The 19,711-nt window shown below is 57.1% G+C and carries 19 protein-coding genes and 1 tRNA gene; 15 read left to right on the forward strand and 5 right to left on the reverse strand.

The window, feature by feature from the left end:
* The first annotated feature begins 82 nt into the window (after positions 1–82).
* Positions 83–1,048, forward strand: coding sequence for a nucleoside hydrolase (locus tag ACNFHO_RS00595; protein WP_323453978.1), 966 nt, complete (start codon positions 83–85; stop codon positions 1,046–1,048).
* On the opposite strand, the gene ACNFHO_RS00600 is transcribed toward ACNFHO_RS00595, so the two are convergent.
* Positions 1,020–1,232, reverse strand: a complete 213-nt coding sequence (locus ACNFHO_RS00600) for a hypothetical protein (RefSeq protein ID WP_063545310.1) — start codon at positions 1,230–1,232, stop codon at positions 1,020–1,022. The two genes, ACNFHO_RS00595 and ACNFHO_RS00600, sit on opposite strands and share 29 nt — an antisense overlap.
* A gap of 290 nt (positions 1,233–1,522) precedes the next feature.
* On the opposite strand from ACNFHO_RS00600, the gene ACNFHO_RS00605 reads away from it, so the two are divergent.
* Positions 1,523–1,846, forward strand: coding sequence for an I78 family peptidase inhibitor (locus ACNFHO_RS00605; protein ID WP_054892053.1), 324 nt, complete (start codon positions 1,523–1,525; stop codon positions 1,844–1,846).
* 89 nt (positions 1,847–1,935) lie between these two features.
* Here ACNFHO_RS00605 and ACNFHO_RS00610 read toward each other — a convergent pair whose 3' ends face one another.
* Both ACNFHO_RS00610 and ACNFHO_RS00615 read right to left on the reverse strand, forming a co-directional pair.
* Positions 1,936–2,148, reverse strand: coding sequence for a cold-shock protein (locus ACNFHO_RS00610; RefSeq protein ID WP_012313861.1), 213 nt, complete (start codon positions 2,146–2,148; stop codon positions 1,936–1,938).
* Positions 2,149–2,311: 163 nt separating this feature from the next.
* The gene (locus ACNFHO_RS00615) at positions 2,312–2,614 is read right to left on the reverse strand and encodes a hypothetical protein (protein ID WP_054892052.1); all 303 of its coding nucleotides are present in this window, start codon (positions 2,612–2,614) and stop codon (positions 2,312–2,314) included.
* A gap of 330 nt (positions 2,615–2,944) precedes the next feature.
* On the opposite strand from ACNFHO_RS00615, the gene thrS reads away from it, so the two are divergent.
* The 12 genes from thrS to ACNFHO_RS00675 all read left to right on the forward strand — a co-directional run bounded on the left by thrS (position 2,945) and on the right by ACNFHO_RS00675 (position 16,130).
* Complete coding sequence (gene thrS / locus ACNFHO_RS00620) at positions 2,945–4,867, forward strand: threonine--tRNA ligase (protein WP_416764778.1); 1,923 nt, start codon at positions 2,945–2,947, stop codon at positions 4,865–4,867.
* Positions 4,867–5,418: a translation initiation factor IF-3 gene (gene infC, locus ACNFHO_RS00625; protein ID WP_172964767.1), complete on the forward strand. Its 552-nt coding sequence runs from the start codon at positions 4,867–4,869 to the stop codon at positions 5,416–5,418. Before thrS ends, infC begins: the two co-directional genes overlap by 1 nt.
* A gap of 61 nt (positions 5,419–5,479) precedes the next feature.
* Positions 5,480–5,674, forward strand: a complete 195-nt coding sequence (gene rpmI / locus ACNFHO_RS00630) for a 50S ribosomal protein L35 (protein WP_003250667.1) — start codon at positions 5,480–5,482, stop codon at positions 5,672–5,674.
* 28 nt (positions 5,675–5,702) lie between these two features.
* Entirely contained in the window at positions 5,703–6,059 is a 357-nt protein-coding gene (rplT, locus tag ACNFHO_RS00635; RefSeq protein ID WP_003250671.1) for a 50S ribosomal protein L20, read from the forward strand.
* 110 nt (positions 6,060–6,169) lie between these two features.
* A complete protein-coding gene (gene pheS / locus ACNFHO_RS00640; protein WP_054892050.1) occupies positions 6,170–7,186 on the forward strand; it encodes a phenylalanine--tRNA ligase subunit alpha in 1,017 nt (338 codons plus the stop codon).
* A gap of 33 nt (positions 7,187–7,219) precedes the next feature.
* Positions 7,220–9,601, forward strand: a complete 2,382-nt coding sequence (gene pheT / locus ACNFHO_RS00645; protein WP_416764780.1) for a phenylalanine--tRNA ligase subunit beta — start codon at positions 7,220–7,222, stop codon at positions 9,599–9,601.
* A gap of 4 nt (positions 9,602–9,605) precedes the next feature.
* Positions 9,606–9,908 (forward strand): integration host factor subunit alpha, encoded by a 303-nt coding sequence (ihfA, locus tag ACNFHO_RS00650; RefSeq protein WP_003250679.1) that lies wholly within the window; start codon positions 9,606–9,608, stop codon positions 9,906–9,908.
* Positions 9,889–10,245 (forward strand): MerR family transcriptional regulator, encoded by a 357-nt coding sequence (locus ACNFHO_RS00655; protein ID WP_054892048.1) that lies wholly within the window; start codon positions 9,889–9,891, stop codon positions 10,243–10,245. Before ihfA ends, ACNFHO_RS00655 begins: the two co-directional genes overlap by 20 nt.
* Before the next feature lie 99 nt (positions 10,246–10,344).
* Positions 10,345–10,421: transfer RNA gene (locus ACNFHO_RS00660), tRNA-Pro, on the forward strand.
* A gap of 688 nt (positions 10,422–11,109) precedes the next feature.
* Positions 11,110–12,531 (forward strand): group II intron reverse transcriptase/maturase, encoded by a 1,422-nt coding sequence (gene ltrA / locus ACNFHO_RS00665; protein ID WP_416764783.1) that lies wholly within the window; start codon positions 11,110–11,112, stop codon positions 12,529–12,531.
* Between the two features lie 769 nt (positions 12,532–13,300).
* Positions 13,301–14,959 carry an ATP-dependent nuclease gene (locus tag ACNFHO_RS00670; protein WP_416765393.1) on the forward strand — a complete coding sequence of 553 codons (1,659 nt, stop codon included), beginning with the start codon at positions 13,301–13,303 and terminating at the stop codon, positions 14,957–14,959.
* The gene (locus tag ACNFHO_RS00675; RefSeq protein ID WP_416764784.1) at positions 14,952–16,130 is read left to right on the forward strand and encodes a UvrD-helicase domain-containing protein; all 1,179 of its coding nucleotides are present in this window, start codon (positions 14,952–14,954) and stop codon (positions 16,128–16,130) included. Before ACNFHO_RS00670 ends, ACNFHO_RS00675 begins: the two co-directional genes overlap by 8 nt.
* Before the next feature lie 529 nt (positions 16,131–16,659).
* Here ACNFHO_RS00675 and ACNFHO_RS00680 read toward each other — a convergent pair.
* Both ACNFHO_RS00680 and ACNFHO_RS00685 read right to left on the reverse strand, forming a co-directional pair.
* The gene (locus ACNFHO_RS00680; RefSeq protein ID WP_416764786.1) at positions 16,660–17,538 is read right to left on the reverse strand and encodes a hypothetical protein; all 879 of its coding nucleotides are present in this window, start codon (positions 17,536–17,538) and stop codon (positions 16,660–16,662) included.
* A gap of 14 nt (positions 17,539–17,552) precedes the next feature.
* Positions 17,553–18,848 (reverse strand): AAA family ATPase, encoded by a 1,296-nt coding sequence (locus tag ACNFHO_RS00685; RefSeq protein ID WP_416764787.1) that lies wholly within the window; start codon positions 18,846–18,848, stop codon positions 17,553–17,555.
* Between the two features lie 123 nt (positions 18,849–18,971).
* Here ACNFHO_RS00685 and ACNFHO_RS00690 point away from each other — a divergent pair, with 123 nt between their 5' ends.
* Positions 18,972–19,709: a DNA adenine methylase gene (locus tag ACNFHO_RS00690; RefSeq protein ID WP_416764789.1), complete on the forward strand. Its 738-nt coding sequence runs from the start codon at positions 18,972–18,974 to the stop codon at positions 19,707–19,709.
* Positions 19,710–19,711: the final 2 nt, after the last annotated feature.

Raw genomic sequence — 19,711 nt, forward strand, 5'->3', positions numbered from 1 at the left:
AACAACAAAAGCAAAGGAGTGAAGCGGGATGTTGATCAACAAAGCCAAACGTTTGCTACAAGGAGTCGTGCTCATGTCGACGATGGCCGCCGCCAGTGCATTCGCCGCCCCGCGGGACCTGATCATCGACACTGACCCCGGCGCCGACGATGTCGTGGCCTTGTTTCTGGCCATGGCCTCGCCCGAGGAGCTGAAGATCCGCGCCATCACCACCGTCGCCGGCAATGTGCGTCTCGACAAGACCTCCCGCAATGCACGCCTGGCGCGCGAATGGGCCGGCCGTGAAGACATTCCGGTCTACGCCGGGGCAGGGCGCCCGCTGGTGCGCACGCCGATCTACGCCGCCGATGTCCATGGCGAGGAAGGCTTGACGGGGGTCGCGGTGCATGAGCCCAAGCAGCCTCTGGCCAAAGGCAATGCCGTGCAGTACCTGGTCGACACCCTCGATGCCGCCGAGCCCCACAGCATTACCATCGCCATGCTCGGCCCGCAGACCAACCTCGCTCTGGCGCTGATCCAGAAGCCGGAAATCGTCAAGGGCATCAAGGAAGTGGTGATCATGGGTGGCGCCCACTTCAATGGCGGCAACATCACCCCGGTGGCCGAGTTCAACCTCTACGCCGATCCGCATGCTGCCGAAGTGGTGTTGGCCAGTGGCGTCAAGCTGACTTACCTGCCGCTGGACGTGACCCACAAGATCATCACCAGCGACGCTCGCCTCAAGCAGCTCGCCGCTGTCGGCAACGACGCCAGCAAGAAGGTGGTGGACATTCTCAACGCCTACATCAAGTACGACATGGACAAGTACGGCATGAGCGGTGGCCCGGTGCACGACGCCACGGTCATCGCCTACCTGCTCAAGCCAGAGCTGTTCAGTGGCAAGCAGATCCACATGACGGTCGACAGCCGCGAAGGCCCGACCTTCGCCCAGACTGTCGCCGACTGGTACGGCGTGCTCAAGCAGCCGGCCAACGTGATGTGGGTCGAGAACGGCGACGCCCAGGGCTTCTTCGACCTGCTCAGCGCTCGCCTGGCTCGATTGAAATAGCGGCGTGCGGCGCGTAGCGCTCGAACACTTGTTCGATGAAGCTGCGCGCTGCTTCACTGCCCCGATCACGGACCAGCAGGTCGATGGCGATCAGCAGTAATTCTTCCGGAGTGCCCGGGCTGTAGGCGCTCTGGCCCTCGGCCCATTTGACCTTGATGTCGGCGTCTATGCTATGGGTGTTCATGGGGTACTCGCGACTGTGCCTGGTGCCTGGGGTCGAACACCGGCTCCTGGCGTTCGCGGGGGAGGCGAGACGCACTCCACGTCTGCCAAGTAAATCATGCCTTTGCAGCTGTTGCGCTGCGACTTAAGCATAAGCAGGCCGCCCGCCCTAACCAATCGCCACGATGCAAAATCCGGTCACGATTGCTTTTGGCCTGATCGGGCGAGATCAGGCAGACTTGAGCGGTTTTGCAACAAACTGTGAGCGGAGCGGTCGCATATGACAGTTCCCGAGATCGATTAGGAGGATTCATGTTTCGTACCCGCGCTTCCCTGGCGACCTTGCTGATGGCTGCCGTTCTGGCTGGTTGCAGCACCGGTGGCTCGTCTGATGGCGGCAGCGCCGCGCCGGCGACCCCTGCTGGTGGCGATGGCCGTTGCAGCGCCGGTGGTGCCGATTTCGCTGTCGGCAAGCAGGGCACGCCCGAGCTGCTCGAGCAGGCCCGCAAGGCAACTGGCGCGCAGACCGCTCGCATCCTCAAGCCCCATGATGTCGTCACCCTGGAATACCGTTCCGATCGTTTGAACCTGAACGTCGACGAGCAGGGCAAGGTCATCCGCGCCAACTGCGGCTGATCGCCCGAGGGAGATGGTTTGTCCGGATAAATCCGAATCCATGAAAAAACCCGCCGGTTAAGGCGGGTTTTTTTACTGCGGTATCCGAATTACTCCGGACGAACCTGAGCAGCCTGCATGCCCTTCTGGCCTTTTTCGGCAACGAAGGAAACAGTCTGGCCTTCTTTCAGGCTCTTGAAGCCGTCGGATTCGATGGCCTTGAAGTGTACGAACAGGTCGTCGCCGCCGCCTGCTGGGGTGATGAAGCCGTAGCCTTTCTCATCATTGAACCATTTGACGGTGCCTTGTTGGCGATTGGACATGAGGTGAATCTCCAGAACATTTAGTTTTTCAGTGGTGCAATGCGGCCGAGGCTACGGAGCACCGGCAACATCATAGTCTAATTCTGCTTATGTAGCGCTGTTTACCTTAGCCGGATACTGATCTGGCGCAAACAATGCGCGATCGGTGCGGCTCGGCGGGTCATCATTTTGGCTTGCAGGCGGCCTGTACCACGCTCTGGGCTTTCGCCATCAACTTGGCGTCGACGCCGTCCGTGCTGTCGAGGTCCTGGATCTCCTTATCGGTGAAATTCTTTTTGATGGCTTGGGCGCCGCAATCGCAGTGCTTTTTCGCCGTTGCCGCGTCCACGCCCTGGCCGGTCGCGACTTGCTGGCACTGGGTCATGTAGGCTGCCTCCTTGCCGGCGGGGAAGTTACCTGCGGTGGCGGCCAGTGGCAGCAGCAGGACGCTCGCGGCACACGCGGCCAGAAGAGACTGAACTCGCATAACCAGACACTCCTTGGGTTAGGTCTCATCAAGAGTAGGATGCTTCAGAGGGTCTGATAGGAATTTTTCCGTACAAGTTCACCGCTCCGGCGTAAATTCCAAATATTTCTGCGTCACGCGCAGGCCGCGTGCTAGCATGGTCGGCTTGCAGCTGTTCACGTCCAGCGCGCAAGTTATCTTTCCAGTCACTCTGGTTCGCCCCTGACAGGCCGAAAGGCTTCTGCCGCTGTGAGGCAGGCTTTCCCCCGGGAAAGGCAGGTCGGATCTTGTACTGGCTCATCCCAACCCACGTGACCTTTGGTAGGGGTCACCACTAGGAGAGGAGGCGCCATGCCCACCATTACTCTTCCCGATGGCAGTCAACGTTCGTTCGACAAGGCCGTATCCGTAGCTGAAGTTGCCGCATCCATTGGTGCAGGCCTCGCCAAGGCCACCTTGGCCGGCAAGGTCGACGGCAAACTGGTCGATGCCTGCGACCTGATCGAACACGACGCCACCCTGCAGATCATCACCCCCAAAGATGAAGAGGGACTGGAGATCATCCGTCACTCGTGCGCCCACCTGATCGGCCACGCGGTGAAGCAGCTGTACCCGACCGCCAAGATGGTGATCGGCCCGGTGATCGACGAAGGCTTCTATTACGACATCGCCTACGAGCGTCCTTTCACCCCCGAGGACCTCGCTGCGATCGAACAGCGCATGCACCAGCTGATCGACAAGGACTACGACGTCGTCAAGAAGATGACCCCGCGTGCCGAAGTCATCGATGTGTTCAGCACCCGTGGCGAAGACTACAAGCTGCGTCTGGTTGAAGACATGCCGGACGAGCAGGCCATGGGCCTGTACTATCACGAAGAATACGTCGACATGTGCCGTGGCCCGCATGTGCCGAACACCCGTTTCCTCAAGGCGTTCAAGCTGACCAAGCTGTCCGGCGCCTACTGGCGCGGCGACGCCAAGAACGAGCAACTGCAGCGCGTGTATGGCACCGCCTGGGCTGACAAGAAGCAGCTGGCGGCCTATATCCAGCGCATCGAAGAAGCCGAAAAGCGCGACCACCGCAAGATCGGCAAGCAGCTCGACCTCTTCCACCTGCAGGAAGAAGCCCCGGGCATGGTGTTCTGGCACGCCAACGGCTGGACCGTCTACCAGGTGCTCGAGCAGTACATGCGCCAGGTCCAGCGCGAGAACGGCTATCAGGAAATCAAGACCCCGCAGGTCGTCGACCGCATCCTCTGGGAGCGTTCCGGCCACTGGTCCAACTATGCCGAGAACATGTTCACCACTTCGTCGGAAAACCGCGACTACGCGGTAAAACCGATGAACTGCCCGTGCCACGTGCAGGTGTTCAACCAAGGCCTGAAGTCGTACCGCGACCTGCCGCTGCGCCTGGCCGAATTCGGTGCCTGCCACCGTAACGAGCCGTCCGGCGCCTTGCACGGCATCATGCGCGTGCGCGGCTTCGTGCAGGACGACGCCCACATCTTCTGCACCGAAGAGCAGGTGAAGAAGGAAGCGGCCGACTTCATCAAGCTGACCCTGGACGTGTACAAGGACTTCGGTTTCACCGACGTCGCCATGAAACTGTCCACTCGTCCGGCCAAGCGTGTCGGTTCCGAAGAGCTGTGGGACCGTGCCGAAGGCGCGCTGGCCGACGCCCTGAACGAATCCGGCCTGGCCTGGGAATACCAGCCGGGCGAGGGCGCGTTCTATGGTCCGAAGATCGAGTTCACCCTGCGCGACTGCCTCGGCCGTAACTGGCAATGCGGCACCCTGCAGTACGATCCGAATCTTCCGGAGCGTCTGGATGCCAGCTATATCGCCGAAGATAACGCCCGTAAGCGTCCTGTGATGCTGCACCGCGCCATCCTCGGCTCGTTCGAGCGCTTCATCGGCATGCTGATCGAGCACTACGCCGGTGTGTTCCCAGCGTGGTTGGCACCGACCCAGGCGGTGATCATGAATATCACCGACAAACAGGCCGATTTCGCCCTCGAGGTGGAAAAAACGTTGAACGGAAGCGGTTTCCGTGCCAAGTCCGACTTGAGAAATGAGAAGATCGGCTTTAAAATCCGCGAGCATACGTTGCTGAGGGTCCCGTACCTTTTGGTTATAGGGGACCGCGAAGTCGAAACGCAAACCGTCGCTGTGCGTACTCGCGAAGGCGCAGACCTGGGCTCCATGCCCGTCGCGCAATTCGCTGAGCTCCTGTCGCATGCGGTTTCCCGGCGTGGTCGCCAAGAATCGGAGTAATGACTATTAAGCGTGAAATGAGAAACGATAAACGAACTGCACCTAAGGCACCGATCAACGAGAATATCTCGGCACGCGAGGTTCGGTTAATTGGCGCTGATGGCGAGCAGATTGGCATCGTCTCGATTGATGAAGCGCTTCGTATCGCTGATGAAGCGAAGCTGGATCTGGTGGAAATCTCCGCTGACGCTGTCCCACCTGTTTGCAAGGTGATGGACTACGGCAAGCACCTCTTCGAGAAGAAGAAGCAGGCCAACGAAGCGAAGAAGAACCAGAAGCAGATCCAGATTAAAGAAATCAAGTTTCGTCCAGGGACGGAAGAAGGGGATTACCAGGTAAAACTACGCAACCTGGTACGTTTCCTTACCGATGGGGACAAGGCCAAGATCTCTCTGAGATTCCGCGGCCGTGAGATGGCCCACCAGGAGCTGGGTATGGAACTGTTGAAGCGGGTCGAAACCGACCTCGTCGAATACGGGACCGTCGAACAGCATCCTAAGATGGAAGGACGCCAGCTTATGATGGTCATCGCTCCCAAAAAGAAGAAGTAATCTCCCGGGCACGGCAGGCCTGATGATTATTGTGTAATTTTATCGAATGCGGAGTTCCAACATGCCAAAAATGAAAACCAAGAGCGGTGCTGCGAAGCGTTTCCTGAAAACAGCTTCCGGCTTCAAGCACAAGCACGCTTTCAAGAGCCACATCCTGACCAAAATGTCGACCAAGCGTAAGCGTCAACTGCGCGGTGCCAGCTTGCTGCACCCGTCTGACGTGGCAAAAGTCGAGCGCATGCTGCGCGTACGTTAATTTCGGTCAAAGATAGAGGAAGTTACTCATGGCTCGTGTAAAGCGTGGCGTCATCGCTCGTAAGCGTCACAAGAAAATTCTGAAACTGGCTAAAGGCTACTACGGTGCACGCTCGCGCGTATTCCGCGTCGCCAAGCAAGCGGTCATCAAGGCAGGCCAATACGCCTACCGCGACCGTCGCCAGAAGAAGCGTCAGTTCCGCGCTCTGTGGATCGCTCGTATCAACGCCGGTGCCCGCACCAACGGCCTGTCCTACAGCCGTCTGATTGCTGGCCTGAAAAAGGCGTCGATCGAAATCGACCGCAAGGTTCTGGCCGACCTGGCAGTGAACGAAAAAGCGGCGTTTGCTGCGATTGTCGAGAAAGCTAAAGCCGTCCTGGCTTAAGTACCCGCGACAATCATTCGCCGGCACTCCGTGTCGGCGGGTGTAAAACGTCATCGATAGGGGAAGAGCCTTCAAAGCTCTTCCCCTATTTTCGTATCTGGAGTCTGTACATGGAAAACCTGGACGCGCTGGTCTCCCAAGCCCTCGAGGCCGTGGAACGCGCTGAAGACATCAATACCCTGGAACAGATCCGGGTCCAATTTCTCGGCAAGAAGGGCGAGCTGACCCAGGTGATGAAGACCCTGGGCAACCTGCCAGCCGAAGAGCGCCCCAAGGTCGGTGCGCTGATCAACGACGCCAAGGAGCGCGTCACTGACGTGCTCAACGCACGCAAGGCCGCCTTCGAAGAGGCTGAGCTGAACGCTCGCCTGGCTGCCGAATGCATTGATGTCACCTTGCCAGGCCGTGGCCAGGCCACCGGTGGCCTGCACCCGATCACCCGTACCCTCGAGCGCATCGAGCAGTTCTTCACCCACATCGGCTACGGCATCGCCGAAGGCCCTGAGGTCGAAGACGACTACCACAACTTCGAAGCGCTCAACATCCCCGGCCACCACCCGGCCCGGGCGATGCACGACACCTTCTACTTCAATGCCAACATGCTGCTGCGCACCCACACTTCGCCCGTTCAGGTGCGGACCATGGAAAGCACCCAGCCGCCGATCCGCATTGTCTGCCCGGGCCGCGTATACCGCTGCGACTCGGATATTACCCACTCGCCGATGTTCCACCAGATCGAAGGCCTGCTGGTCGACCGCGACATCAACTTCGCCGACCTCAAGGGCACCATCGAAGAGTTCCTGCGGGTGTTCTTCGAGAAAGAGCTGGCGGTGCGTTTCCGTCCGTCGTTCTTCCCTTTCACCGAGCCGTCCGCCGAAGTCGACATGGAGTGCGTGATGTGCTCCGGCAAAGGCTGCCGGGTGTGCAAGCAGACCGGCTGGCTGGAAGTGATGGGCTGCGGCATGGTCCACCCGAACGTGCTGCGCATGTCCGGCATCGACCCGGAAGAATTCTCCGGCTTCGCCTTCGGCATGGGTGTCGAGCGCTTGGCCATGCTGCGCTATGGCGTCAACGATTTGCGTCTGTTCTTCGACAACGACCTGCGGTTCCTGGCGCAATTCCGCTAGGCCACACCTCGACGCAATCTTCAGGAGAACAGCATGAAATTCAGTGAACAGTGGCTGCGCGGTTGGGTAAACCCGCAAGTCTCCCGTGACGAACTGGTCGCCCGCCTGTCCATGGCCGGCCTGGAAGTCGACAGCGTCACCCCGGCGGCTGGCCAGTTCAGCGGCATCGTGGTGGGTGAGATCCTCGCCACCGAGCAGCATCCGGACGCAGACAAGCTGCGCGTCTGCCAGGTCAGCAACGGCCAGGAAACCTTCCAGGTGGTGTGCGGCGCCCCCAATGCGCGCCCGGGGATCAAGATCCCGTTCGCCATGATCGGCGCCGAACTGCCTGGCGACTTCAAGATCAAGAAGGCCAAGCTGCGTGGCGTCGAATCCTTCGGCATGCTGTGCTCGGCCGCCGAACTGCAGATCAGTGAAGAGAACGACGGTCTGCTGGAGCTGGCAGCCGACGCACCGGTGGGTGAAGACATCCGCCAGTACCTCAATCTGGATGATGCCAGCATCGAGATCGGCCTGACCCCGAACCGCGGCGACTGCCTGTCGGTGGCGGGCCTGGCGCGTGACGTCAGCGCCCTGTATGACGCCCCGGTTACCCGCCCGGTGGTCCCGGCCGTCGCACCTGCCCACGATGAAGTACGCCCGGTGGACGTCAGCGCTCCCGCTGCCTGCCCACGCTATTTGGGCCGCGTCATCCGCAACGTCGACCTGAGCAAGCCGACCCCGCTGTGGATGGTCGAGCGCCTGCGTCGCAGCGACGTACGCAGCATCGACGCTGCCGTCGACATCACCAACTACGTGATGCTCGAGCTCGGCCAGCCGATGCACGCCTTCGACCTCGCCGAAATCAATGGCGGCATCCGCGTGCGGATGGCCGAGGAGGGTGAGAAGCTCGTCCTGCTCGACGGCCAGGAAGTTGCCCTGCGTAGCGACACCCTGGTCATCGCCGACCACACCCGCGCCCTGGCCATCGCCGGCGTCATGGGGGGCGAGCACAGTGGTGTCAACACCGAGAAGACCCGCGACCTGTTCCTGGAGAGCGCCTTCTTCGAGCCTGTTTCCGTTGCTGGCAAGGCCCGTTCCTACGGCCTGCACACCGATGCCTCGCACCGTTACGAGCGCGGTGTCGACTCGCAACTGGCCCGCGAAGCGATGGAGCGCGCTACCGCCCTGGTGCTCGAGATCGTCGGCGGCGAAGCCGGCCCGATCGTCGAAGCCGTGAGCGAGCAGCACCTGCCCAAGGTTGCTCCGGTCACCCTGCGCGCCGAACGCGTCAGTCAGATGCTCGGCATGGACATGGCCCCGGCCCAGATCGAACAACTGCTCAACGCTCTGGAGCTGAAAACCAGCACCAATGGGGCAGGGGTGTGGACTGTCGAGATCCCGAGCCACCGCTTCGACATCAGCCTCGAAGTCGACCTGATCGAAGAGCTGGCGCGCCTGTACGGCTACAACAATCTGCCGGTTCGCTACCCGCAAGCCCGCCTGGCCCCCAAGGCTCGTTCGGAATCGCGCGGCGAGCTGCCGGTCCTGCGTCGCCTGCTGGTCGCTCGCGGCTACCAGGAAGCCATCACCTACAGCTTCATCGATCCCAAGCTGTTCGAGCTGTTCACCCCGGGCGTCGAGCCGCTGATGCTGGCCAACCCCATCTCCAGCGACATGGCCGCGATGCGCGCCTCGCTGTGGCCGGGCCTGGTCAAGGCGCTGCAGCACAACCTCAACCGCCAGCAAGACCGCGTGCGCCTGTTCGAAAGCGGCCTGCGCTTCGTCGGCCAGTTGGGCGACCTCAAGCAGCAACCGATGATCGCCGGCGTGATCACCGGCAGCCGCCTGCCGGAAGGCTGGGCCAATGGCCGTGACAGTGTCGATTTCTTCGACATGAAGGCCGACGTCGAAGCCCTGCTGGGCTACTCCGGCGCGCTCGCCGACTTCAGCTTCAGCGCAGGCAAGCACCCAGCCCTGCACCCTGGCCAAACCGCCCGCATCGAGCGCGACGGCAAGGAAGTGGGCTACCTGGGCGCGATCCACCCGGAGCTGGCCAAGACCCTCGGCCTGGAGCGTCCCGTGTTCGTCTTCGAGCTGGTACTGGGTGATGTGGTCGAAGGTCGTCTGCCGAAATTCAGCGAACTGTCCAAGTTCCCTGAAACCCGTCGTGACCTGGCGTTGATCGCAGGACGTGATGTGGCGTCGAGCGCCGTGCTTGAAGTAATTCGTGACAATGCAGGGGAATGGCTCACAGACCTCAGGCTGTTTGATGTCTACCAGGGTAAAGGTATTGATCCTGATAGAAAAAGCCTCGCGGTCGGCTTGACCTGGCAGCATCCATCGCGCACTCTTAACGACGATGAGGTGAACACCACCCTGCAAAATATCCTCACCTCGCTCGAACAAAGGTTGAACACCACGTTAAGGAAATAACGGCATGGGTGCTCTGACGAAAGCTGAGATGGCCGAAAGGCTGTACGAGGAGCTGGGGCTTAACAAGCGCGAGGCCAAGGAGCTGGTCGAGTTGTTTTTCGAAGAAATTCGTCACGCGCTTGAGGAGAACGAGCAGGTCAAGTTGTCCGGATTCGGCAACTTCGACCTTCGCGACAAACGCCAGCGGCCGGGCCGCAACCCCAAGACAGGGGAAGAGATCCCGATCACCGCACGGCGCGTCGTCACCTTTCGTCCAGGGCAGAAACTGAAAGCCCGGGTTGAGGCCTATGCTGGAACCAAGCCATAACGACGAGCTGCCCCCCATTCCGGGCAAACGCTACTTCACCATCGGTGAGGTGAGTGAGCTCTGTGCGGTAAAACCGCACGTGCTGCGTTACTGGGAGCAGGAATTCCCGCAGCTCAACCCGGTCAAGCGCCGCGGAAACCGGCGGTATTATCAGCGCCAAGATGTGCTGATGATCCGCCAGATCCGCGCGTTGCTGTATGACCAGGGCTTCACCATCGGCGGCGCGCGCTTGCGCATGTCCAGTGATGAGGCCAAGGATGACACGACCCAGTACAAGCAGCTGATTCGACAGATGATTGCCGAGTTGGAGGATGTGTTGGTGGTGTTGAAGAAGTAACCTGCTTGACGATGAATGGATTTTTTTGAAAAAAAGCTTCCATTATTCAAAAGGTTAGGTTAGATTTCTTACCGTTCTCAGCGGTACCGAGAATAGAGTCGGGGCGTAGCGCAGCCCGGTAGCGCACTTGCATGGGGTGCAAGGGGTCGAGTGTTCGAATCACTCCGTCCCGACCAAATAACTCCAAAGAATCCAGTCACTTAGCGGTGACTGGATTTTTTATGGCTGTCAGCTTTTTCTTGGGAAGCAATTTTGCCCCACTTTTTGCCCCACCGAATTGCAGCTGCCCACTATCCAGAATTTTGAATCGGACGATCTCTGGTACTGCTCATGCAGAAGGCGAGCAGCCTGGAGGAGTGACGATGTGATGGTTCGAATCCCTACGCTTCCGCCACTAATTCTCATTAAAGCCCTGATTTTTCAGGGCTTTTTTGTGGTGCGCCAGGCATGGCGCGTTGCGCGCAAGCGCAACCCGTTTGGCTGTGGTGGCTGAGCGGGTGACTTGGAGATGAAAGTCCTCTACACACCCGGCAAGGGGAAGTGTTAGCCAGAGGCAAGGGTGTCGCGGGCGACTGCGAATCTGAAGGAAGCCCGAGGCAAAATGCTGGCCTGACGAACAGGAAGTGGATACGAGGCGGCGCAGCGGGGTAAGAAGGCCACAATCTTCAAAGCCCAATACTTGCACGGAACGCTGTGACGTAGATCCGACAGGCATAAGCAGGAAGGTCGCGCGAATTACCCTGGGAGATCTGCACGTTTGCCACTGTGCTACCGAGCGCCGAGAGGCGACGGGATGAACGTGCAGAAGTCAGCCGAAGCCGTAGTAAGTGGCGGTTAACCGCGCCACCAAGGGCCGAACAGGTTATGCCGCCAGTAGGCGTCGCTGTCTCGTTGGTAGCCGCAATGCGGAAATTTCCTACATCGGAAACTGTCACCCCGACTCCCGGCCAGAAGCCGAGGATGACGCCTGACAGCGCACAGGTGCCAGCGGCGTCAGCAACGTGGACGAACGCGGAGCCGAACACGCTGATGGAGCGGGTGCTTGCACCGGCCAACCTCAGGTGTGCGTATCAACGCGTGGTCAGCAACAAGGGCGCACCGGGTGCCGATGGCATGACGGTGTCCGAGTTGGCGGGCTACGTGAATCAGTGTTGGCCAATCCTCAAGGCCAGGTTGCTGGCTGGTGAATACCATCCCCAGGCAGTGCGGGCGGTTGAAATTCCCAAGCCGCAGGGCGGTACACGCCAACTGGGTATCCCCAGCGTGGTGGACCGCTTGATCCAGCAAGCCTTGCAGCAACAGCTCACGCCTATCTTCGATCCACTGTTCTCGGACTACAGCTACGGCTTTCGTCCGGGCAGAAGTACGCATCAAGCCATTGAGATGGCCCGTGCCCATGTGGCAGCGGGGCATCGCTGGTGCGTGGAACTCGATTTGGAGAAGTTCTTCGATCGGGTCAACCACGACATCCTCATGGCCTGTGTCGAGCAGCATGTCGAAGACAAAAGCGTGCTCAGGCTCATCCGTCGTTACCTCGAGGCCGGGATCATGTCAGGCGGTGTCGTCAGTCCGCGCCAGGAAGGGACGCCGCAAGGCGGCCCGCTCTCGCCGTTGCTGTCGAACATCCTGCTCGACGAGCTCGACCGCGAACTGGAACGGCGGGGCCATCGCTTCGTGCGCTATGCCGATGATGCGAACATCTATGTGCGCAGCCCACGAGCAGGCGAACGCGTGTTGGCCAGCGTCGGGCGCTTCCTGAGTCAACGTCTGAAGCTGACGGTGAACAGGAAGAAGAGCCAAGTGGCAAGGGCCTGGAAGTGCAATTACTTGGGCTATGGAATGAGCTGGCATCAACAGCCGAGGCTGCGTGTGTCTGCGATGAGCCTGGGGCGCCTGCGCGACCGGCTCGCAGAACTGCTGAGCAGTGCGCGGGGCCACAAGATGGCGAATACCATCGAGCGGATAAACCCGGTTCTGCGAGGCTGGGCAGGTTACTTCAAGCTTAGCCAGAGCAAACGGCCACTTGAGGAGCTGGATGGCTGGCTCAGGCACAAACTCCGCTGTGCCATCTGGCGCCAATGGAAGCAGCCCTCTGCGAGAGCGCGCAACCTGATGCGTCTTGGATTAAGCGAAGAGCGTGCCTGTAAATCGGCCTATAACGGCCGAGGCCCGTGGTGGAACTCGGGCGCGTCGCATATGAATCAGGCGCTACCGAAGAAACTATGGGATCGACTCGGACTGGTTTCGATACTGGATACGATCAATCGGCTTAGTCGTGTGACCTGAACCGCCGTGTACGGAACCGTACGCACGGTGGTGTGAGAGGACGGCGGGTGTGAGCCCGCCTCCTACTCGATCCTTAGTGTTTTTGGTCCCCCATCTGGTCCCCCATTTTTGGTTTGGCTTCCCCTGGCGTTCTGTGGATTGTGGTGGGAGTGTTGGATTCATGATGGCCTGCTGACTCATGTCAGGAAGGGGTGTTCAGGTTTCACTAACGCCAGTTCCGGCCTTCAGCTACAAGTCAAATTCCGTCGCCACTCCTACTCCCGGGCACGCTGCTCAAGCTTAAGCCTCAGGCAAAGCTTCATGCGAGGGAAATCGCAGAGTAAACGGTTCTCTCGATCAGGCCTGCCTCCTCCAGTGAACGCACTAGGGACTGGTGTCAGTGAGATACCGCAGTCTCCCAGCATGCAGGTGTTGGATGGCGGCTTGAGGCCTTCTTCTTCGATCAAACAGCGCAATGCTTGCGCGTAGTGCCGATGGCCAAAGGCGTCTAGGTCTTCGGTTTCAGGGTGACGATCAAGCACGGCGGGAATCGAGCCTACGATCATCTATTACCAGTATGGCAAATGGCCCTTTTGCTGTTGAGCATTCTGGGCGCCGTTGCTCGAGACCAGTGGGTATGGCGAAAGGTGGAAACTCGTGCGCGCCTGTCATTGCCGTATAGCGTAATAAAATCCATTGGTTCGCCGATAGACAGTCTCGGAAGGGCGCTGTAATGTCGCAGCAGAAGTGGCACCAGGCCACTATCCGACGTTTTCTAGAGGGAATTAGAGTGCGCGTTAAATCGATTAAGCTGACCAATTTCAAGAAGTTCAAAGATGATCATCTTGAGTTCAACGATGACGTCAACATCTTTGTCGGCGATAACAATGCCGGTAAGAGTACGATTCTAGAAGCCTTGGAAATCGTTCTTAATAATAACTACCGTGGCCGCCCCTTCGGCACTGAGTTGACGCCAGACATTTTTAATAAGGACGCTGTCCAGCAATTCTTGAATTCCGACAGATCGGCCAAACACCTGCCAAGTTTGGTCATCGAGGCGTTCATCGAGGGCGTGCCTGACTATCGTGGCGCGAACAACTTCTTGAAGGTGGATGCTCAGGGTGTCACGGTGCAAGCGTGCTTCGATGCCTCGCTGGAGGCTGTTTATGCCGAGTACCTTAATACGAAACCGAACCTTACGAGCGTTCCGATCGAGTTCTACAAACTGGAGTGGCTGGATTTCGGATGGAACCCCATCAAGGCTGTGGCCAAAAAATTCAGGGCGTTGTACATCGACCCGACCCGGATTCATCCCACATTGGGGAAAAACCAGTACATCTCGACCATCTTGAACACCGCGTTGGACAAGGAGGAGCTGGTCAAACTGACCCTCAACTACCGCGAAAATCAGCAGGTGTTCAACGATTCGGGCGAGGTCAAAGCAGTCAATGAGGGCTTGGATGCAGATCACCTGATCACAGACAAAAAACTCTCCATCGCCGCGAGCACTTTGCCAGCTGGTTCGATCCAAACCGGCCTGCAGCTTGAAGTGGATGACGTGCCATTCCAGTTCATCGGGAAAGGTGAGCAGAGCAATGTGCAGATCAAGCTCGCCATTCAGAACAAGTCGAAGGACATCGACCTGGTGATGATGGAGGAGCCGGAAAACCACCTCTCGCACACCAATCTCAACAAGCTGGTGCACTACATCGAGAAGCAGCGGGGTGCCAAGCAGCTATTCCTCACTACGCACAGCTCGTACGTTCTTAACAAGCTGAGCATCGATAAAATCTGCCTCGTGCAGTCGGGCTACCAGCGTCTTCACAAGCTGGATCCCGATGTCGTCAAGACGCTCAAACGCTTGCCTGGCTATGACACCTTGCGTGTGGCGCTGTCGCGCAAGGTGATTCTGGTAGAAGGGCCATCTGACGAGTTGGTGCTGAAGAAGATTTACTACCGTAAGCATGACCGTCTGCCGGAGCAGGATGGCATCGATATTATCGTGGTACGCGGGGTCGGGTTCGACACCTTCATCTCTGTTGGTAAAGAGATCGGCACACGTATCAATGTCCTCAGGGATAACGATGGCGACTACCAGAACAACGTGGTGAAGGCCCGTGACGATTACGCGGACTTTGCAAACATCAAGCTCATCTCCTCGGACAACGATGAGGAGTTTTCGCTTGAGCCCGCCATGATTTACGCAAACGCGGTCGATCTGAAAACGCTGAACGCTTTTGCTAAAGAGGTATTGTCCAAGAAGACTTACAACCTATACACGGAGGAGGCTGGCTTAAACAAACGCCGTGAGTTTTTGATCGATTGGTTCCGAAGCGTGAAGGGCAATGGCAAGGGCGCCCGTAAGGTCGATTCGGCCATCAGACTGTTCGATGGAGGCCTAGAATTCAAGTATCCGGCATTCCTTGATGAGGTGTTCGACTTTGGCTAATGAATTTTGGATCGCCGGAGCCGGATCGGGAAAAACCCACAAAATCATAGAGGAAGCCATCGAGGTCATCGAAGCGGGTGGCCGCGTGTTGGTCGTCACCTACACGATGAGCAACCAGGCCGAGTTACGTTCTCGTTTCGTCGAAGTGTACGGCAGAAGCAGTGACGAGTTTGTCGTCAAAGGTCTGTTCTCTTTTTATTTGGAAGACTTGGTGAGACCGTACCAAAACGCTGTGTTTCCTGAGCGTATTGCTACCATAATGTTCACGGAGCAGAACCCTCACCTGATACCTCGTACGAAGAGCTGGTATCCCAATAGAGGTGAAAAGACCGAGGGCGGTTTGAACCCACTCCATTATCTGACCCCCTGCAAGACAAAGGCCTATACCGGCTTGCTCGCGAAATTGGCGACGAGGGTCGCGGCTGCCTCCAAAAATGCTCCTGCTAAGCGGCTGAAGGAAATCTATCAGCGGGTCTTTTTCGATGAGGTACAGGATCTGGTGGGCTGGGATTACGACGTCATCAAGACGCTGAGTAAGGTCATGCCTGACTCGATTTGCTGTGTTGGTGATTTTCGTCAAACCATTTACACGACTACGTTCGGCCACAAAGCGCCCGAAACGCCGCAGCAGAAGATCCAGTATTTTCAGGGTTTGAAGTTTGAACAGCGCTCGCTGCCGAAGAACCGTCGATGCATCCAGGACATCTGTGATCTGTCGGATACGATACACCCTGGCCTCTATGACAAAACCCAGTCTGAGGTGGCGGGCGTTCCTGATGAGATGGCCCACCACTGCGGTGCCTTCGTCATCAGGCCATCGCAGGTGAGCGAATATCTCGCCACGTTCAGGCCCCAAGTATTGCGATGGTCGTCGTCAATGGGCAAAGGCTACCTGCCGGCTAGCCTCTCCTGTCACACCTTCGGTTCCAGCAAAGGTCTTGGGTTTGATCGCGTTATGATTATCTCACCGGACAAACATCTCAAGTATTTAGGCGGTGACCTCAGGGTTTTCGACAAGGATAAAACAGACGAGTCTAGGAACAAGCTGTACGTGGCTATCACCCGCGCGAGGTACAGTCTCGCATTTGTGGTTGACGATGAGCATCTGGCAAATATTCAGTTGCCGCTATGGGACGGGGCGGGGCAAGCCGTTGACCAGCCTGTGTTTTAGCTATGGACGAAGAAGGGCCTCCCTTTGATGGCGGCCCTGCCGTGTCTTCATCGCTTCAGGGGGGAAGATCGCGATCTCCAACGAACGGCGCCCCCTCCCTGGCTTAAGTGCAGAAAGGTGTCCATAGACTTGCTATTCTCCATGTGACTTAGCAAAGCATTTTCGAGACCAGTTACTGCACTATATGGATAACTAGCTCCCCCCCGCTACCAGACGTATCCTTATGATGGCGATTCCAGTGGAAGCTTTTCGATTTGGTGCTTAAGCGTTCTTGGATAAGGTGCTAAGGGGTAGCAGCTATGTGAGGGGGATGGCAGCGAACTGCTGTTGATCCACAGAAATGTCCTCATGACAAATTATCCTATTTCCAACACCACTATGGATCTGAGTTGCTCCGGTGTGACAATATTTTCATGAGGCGTTCATTGTCAGGTCGTTGATGCGAATGGGTGAATACAGATAGTGGAAAGTTTCAATATGGCAGCAAGCGGGACGCTGACGTCCCTCTTGATGTAAGCGTGTGTTCAGATTACTCAATGATGAACGATTCTGGGCACTCCGAGGCAAGCTTACGCCCCATAGGGCTAGCTTTGAAGGTCGCCAGTTCGCAAGCCATTCTCAGCATAGACTCAACTCGCTCAGCCCGCATTCCTTTGTTTCCCACGTGAGCCAAATGAAGGGCCAGCATTTCAGTAATGTCGTGGCCTCGGCTGAGGGCCCAGGGTTTTGTGTTGGCCGAGTTTATCTTCTCGGCCTCTTCCAGCAGTTCATCTAAATGACGCCTGTTATTCGACCAATAGGGCAACTGCGCTTCGAAAGCCTTCTGGTCGAAAACGAGATTCTGAGCGTCGAAAAAGGGTTCTATCTCAAGACCATTTAGGACGCTTGATGAAAGCCTCATCTGCTTGACAGTGACGATATCTGCTGCACGTAGAGAGCCAAGGTAGCGAGACGCAAGCTCCAATTTTTGCTTGATGTCTGGGGCACATGCTCGATCAATCCCGTGGTTGATCAGGACTTTCTCCAGAGCACCATTGTTAATCAAGAACGCTTCAAGGTCGTTATACTCAACCACTGAATGGTTATGGCAGTATGCATTGTAGATAAAGCGTGGGTCGCTGATTAATTCGATGCCGGCGACAGTGTCGAAATCAACGTCCGCAAAGAAGTACAGTCCAACATCGCTGTAGTTGGGGTGCTTGGAATCTTTATAGACTTTTTCGACAAGCTCTTTGCCGGCCATGCCATCAAACCGAATTTTTGCCCCTTCTTTGCACCACTGCTGAAGGAAGAATTTATCGGTCTTCCCCTCCACGACAATAGTCTGCTCTCCCTTGGATCTGTACATCATCCTGGCGGTGTTCAACAAGTTGGTTGGATTGCTCTGTGCAGTACGAAGTCGACTCATCAGGTTTCCCGTCCTTAGGAATGTTGGGTGTACAGATCAGCCAGCTCTACGGTGTCATCCCAACGATGGCCAATCACCATGGGTGAGTGGGTCGCGACGACTGTCGAGAACCCATTGATTTCACGGATGCTCTCCAGGATATCAAGGAATTTTTCCTGCCACTCGGGGTGAAATGAAATCTCGGGTTCGTCAATCAAAACCAGTGAGCCGGGCTTTGTCTCGAATACCAACTTGCCCAGAATGACAAGTAGGTGCTGTTCGCCCGACGATAGGGCTGCCAGTGACAGCGGCTCTTTCTCCCCATCCTTGGCTCGGATAACGATACCGCCATCCGCTGATGGCCATGCTGTCGTGAAGGCAAACAGTGAGTTGATCGACTTGGTGAATACCTCAAGCTTGCTCGCGACCGCAGCAAGTTCCGAGAATTTATGATGGATATCATCCAGGTAAGTCTTTAGAACGACCCTGGTGGCATGGTCGCTAATCTCCGTCTGGTTACTCAGGTGCGTTGTAGAGCTGTCCTTGGGGAGCAATCCCAGTCGTTTATACCGTGACTCATGGTTCTGTACTGCCGCGATCGACTGCTTGATGGATTCTTCTGAAGGGGCTTCTCCAGATTTGAGCGAGTCAATAATGCGGGCGGGGAAACTGGTTTCTTTTTCGCGACCAATTTTGAACTGATTCCGTATGGTGTCCTTGATCAGTTCGGCTATGTCGCGCGCAATCAGTGTTACCATTGATGACTGGGCGGAAGGCGCTTCACCTTCTTTCAGTCTGTTCGTTGGAATCGAGTAAATGGACAGTTGTGCGCGAAGATCCTCGACCCAGTCTATCGCGCGGAACCTGTGGCGAAGGTTGCTTTTACCCCCGTACCTTGCCAAGACATCGAGTCGATCTAGAATCTCGCCAGATACATCGTGCTTCCAAGTCGTGTATCCAACTCGGGTCAAAAAGTCGAGTTCGCGTTCAATGAAGTAAATGCTTTCATCAATATTGTCCTCAAACGGGTCACCTAGCTTTGAAAATAGCTTGCCGCGTGAGAATGACACCAACTGCTTTTTTTTGTCATCCAGCGTCTTGTAGATAGTAAGAGGCGGGCCTTCAGAGAAGGTAAACTCCAGAATGGCGTAACTCTCGCGGATAAAGTAGTAGTAGTCACCAGATGCGAAGTTCTGCAGGATTCTCAGAATGGTTGACTTACCGTATCCGTTTGGCGCAGTAATGATGGTATTGCCGCTTGGCGGGTCGAGATCGATCTCATAGTCAAATCGACCAAAGAGTTTTTCGGCTCTGAATTTTACAATGCGCATCAATAATCCTTTTGAGCTGTACTTATAATCCTGCCGCCACACCTGCAGGTGTTGGCAAAAAGCCATGATGGGGTTGAGTATAACCTTTCCATTAGCGCTGGGAATACGGTCGCGTGCGGCGTCATGGCTGCAGGGAAGGTGCAGGCGGCGATTGACATCATCGTCAGTTTTGACGATGATCAGGCGATGAATTATCCAGGCGGAAAGGGCAAGTGCTACCAGCGCTTGATCAATCTGATGCCCGCGCATCAGGTCTACATCGAAACCCACCTTGGGGCGGGTGCCGTAATGCGGCACAAGAAACCGGCAACGCGCAGCATCGGTATCGACATCGATCCTGCTGTGCACGCCCTGTGGCAGCAAAACGAGTTGCATGGGCAGTGCGAACTCGTGCATAAGGACGCCCGCGAATTCCTGCAGGCGCAAACCTTCACTGGGAACGAGTTGATCTACGCTGACCCTCCTTACCTGCCGGAAACCCGCAAAAGCAAGAAGGTGTATCGCTTTGAGTACGACCAGCAGGGCCATGTCGAACTGCTGGGCACCCTCAAGGCCCTTCCGTGCATGGTGATGGTTTCGGGCTATCGGAGCGATCTGTACCTGGAGGCACTCGAGGGATGGCGGTTGGTGACCTTCGACGCCAAGACGCATGCAGGCTTGCGAGAAGAATGCGTCTGGATGAACTTTCCAGAACCTATGGCGCTCCATGATACCCGTTACCTGGGCCATACCTTTAGAGAGCGGCAAACCATCGCTCGTCGCCAGGCACGGCTGCGCGAGAAGATTGCTCTGATGCACCCGGTTGAACGCAACAATCTGGTTCAGTGGATGAACGACACTTACGGAGAGGGAGAGAGATAAGC

The sequence above is a fragment of the Pseudomonas sp. NY15374 genome (assembly GCF_048068255.1).
Taxonomy (GTDB): domain Bacteria; phylum Pseudomonadota; class Gammaproteobacteria; order Pseudomonadales; family Pseudomonadaceae; genus Aquipseudomonas; species Aquipseudomonas machongensis.

Coding starts and splice junctions, on each gene's coding strand:
- ACNFHO_RS00595 (WP_323453978.1), top strand. CDS start 83: ATGGCCGCCGCCAGTGCATTCGCCGCCCCGCGGGACCTGATCATCGAC.
- ACNFHO_RS00600 (WP_063545310.1), bottom strand. CDS start 1,232: ATGAACACCCATAGCATAGACGCCGACATCAAGGTCAAATGGGCCGAG.
- ACNFHO_RS00605 (WP_054892053.1), top strand. CDS start 1,523: ATGTTTCGTACCCGCGCTTCCCTGGCGACCTTGCTGATGGCTGCCGTT.
- ACNFHO_RS00610 (WP_012313861.1), bottom strand. CDS start 2,148: ATGTCCAATCGCCAACAAGGCACCGTCAAATGGTTCAATGATGAGAAA.
- ACNFHO_RS00615 (WP_054892052.1), bottom strand. CDS start 2,614: ATGCGAGTTCAGTCTCTTCTGGCCGCGTGTGCCGCGAGCGTCCTGCTG.
- thrS (WP_416764778.1), top strand. CDS start 2,945: ATGCCCACCATTACTCTTCCCGATGGCAGTCAACGTTCGTTCGACAAG.
- infC (WP_172964767.1), top strand. CDS start 4,867: ATGACTATTAAGCGTGAAATGAGAAACGATAAACGAACTGCACCTAAG.
- rpmI (WP_003250667.1), top strand. CDS start 5,480: ATGCCAAAAATGAAAACCAAGAGCGGTGCTGCGAAGCGTTTCCTGAAA.
- rplT (WP_003250671.1), top strand. CDS start 5,703: ATGGCTCGTGTAAAGCGTGGCGTCATCGCTCGTAAGCGTCACAAGAAA.
- pheS (WP_054892050.1), top strand. CDS start 6,170: ATGGAAAACCTGGACGCGCTGGTCTCCCAAGCCCTCGAGGCCGTGGAA.
- pheT (WP_416764780.1), top strand. CDS start 7,220: ATGAAATTCAGTGAACAGTGGCTGCGCGGTTGGGTAAACCCGCAAGTC.
- ihfA (WP_003250679.1), top strand. CDS start 9,606: ATGGGTGCTCTGACGAAAGCTGAGATGGCCGAAAGGCTGTACGAGGAG.
- ACNFHO_RS00655 (WP_054892048.1), top strand. CDS start 9,889: ATGCTGGAACCAAGCCATAACGACGAGCTGCCCCCCATTCCGGGCAAA.
- ltrA (WP_416764783.1), top strand. CDS start 11,110: ATGCCGCCAGTAGGCGTCGCTGTCTCGTTGGTAGCCGCAATGCGGAAA.
- ACNFHO_RS00680 (WP_416764786.1), bottom strand. CDS start 17,538: ATGAGTCGACTTCGTACTGCACAGAGCAATCCAACCAACTTGTTGAAC.
- ACNFHO_RS00685 (WP_416764787.1), bottom strand. CDS start 18,848: ATGCGCATTGTAAAATTCAGAGCCGAAAAACTCTTTGGTCGATTTGAC.
- ACNFHO_RS00690 (WP_416764789.1), top strand. CDS start 18,972: ATGGCTGCAGGGAAGGTGCAGGCGGCGATTGACATCATCGTCAGTTTT.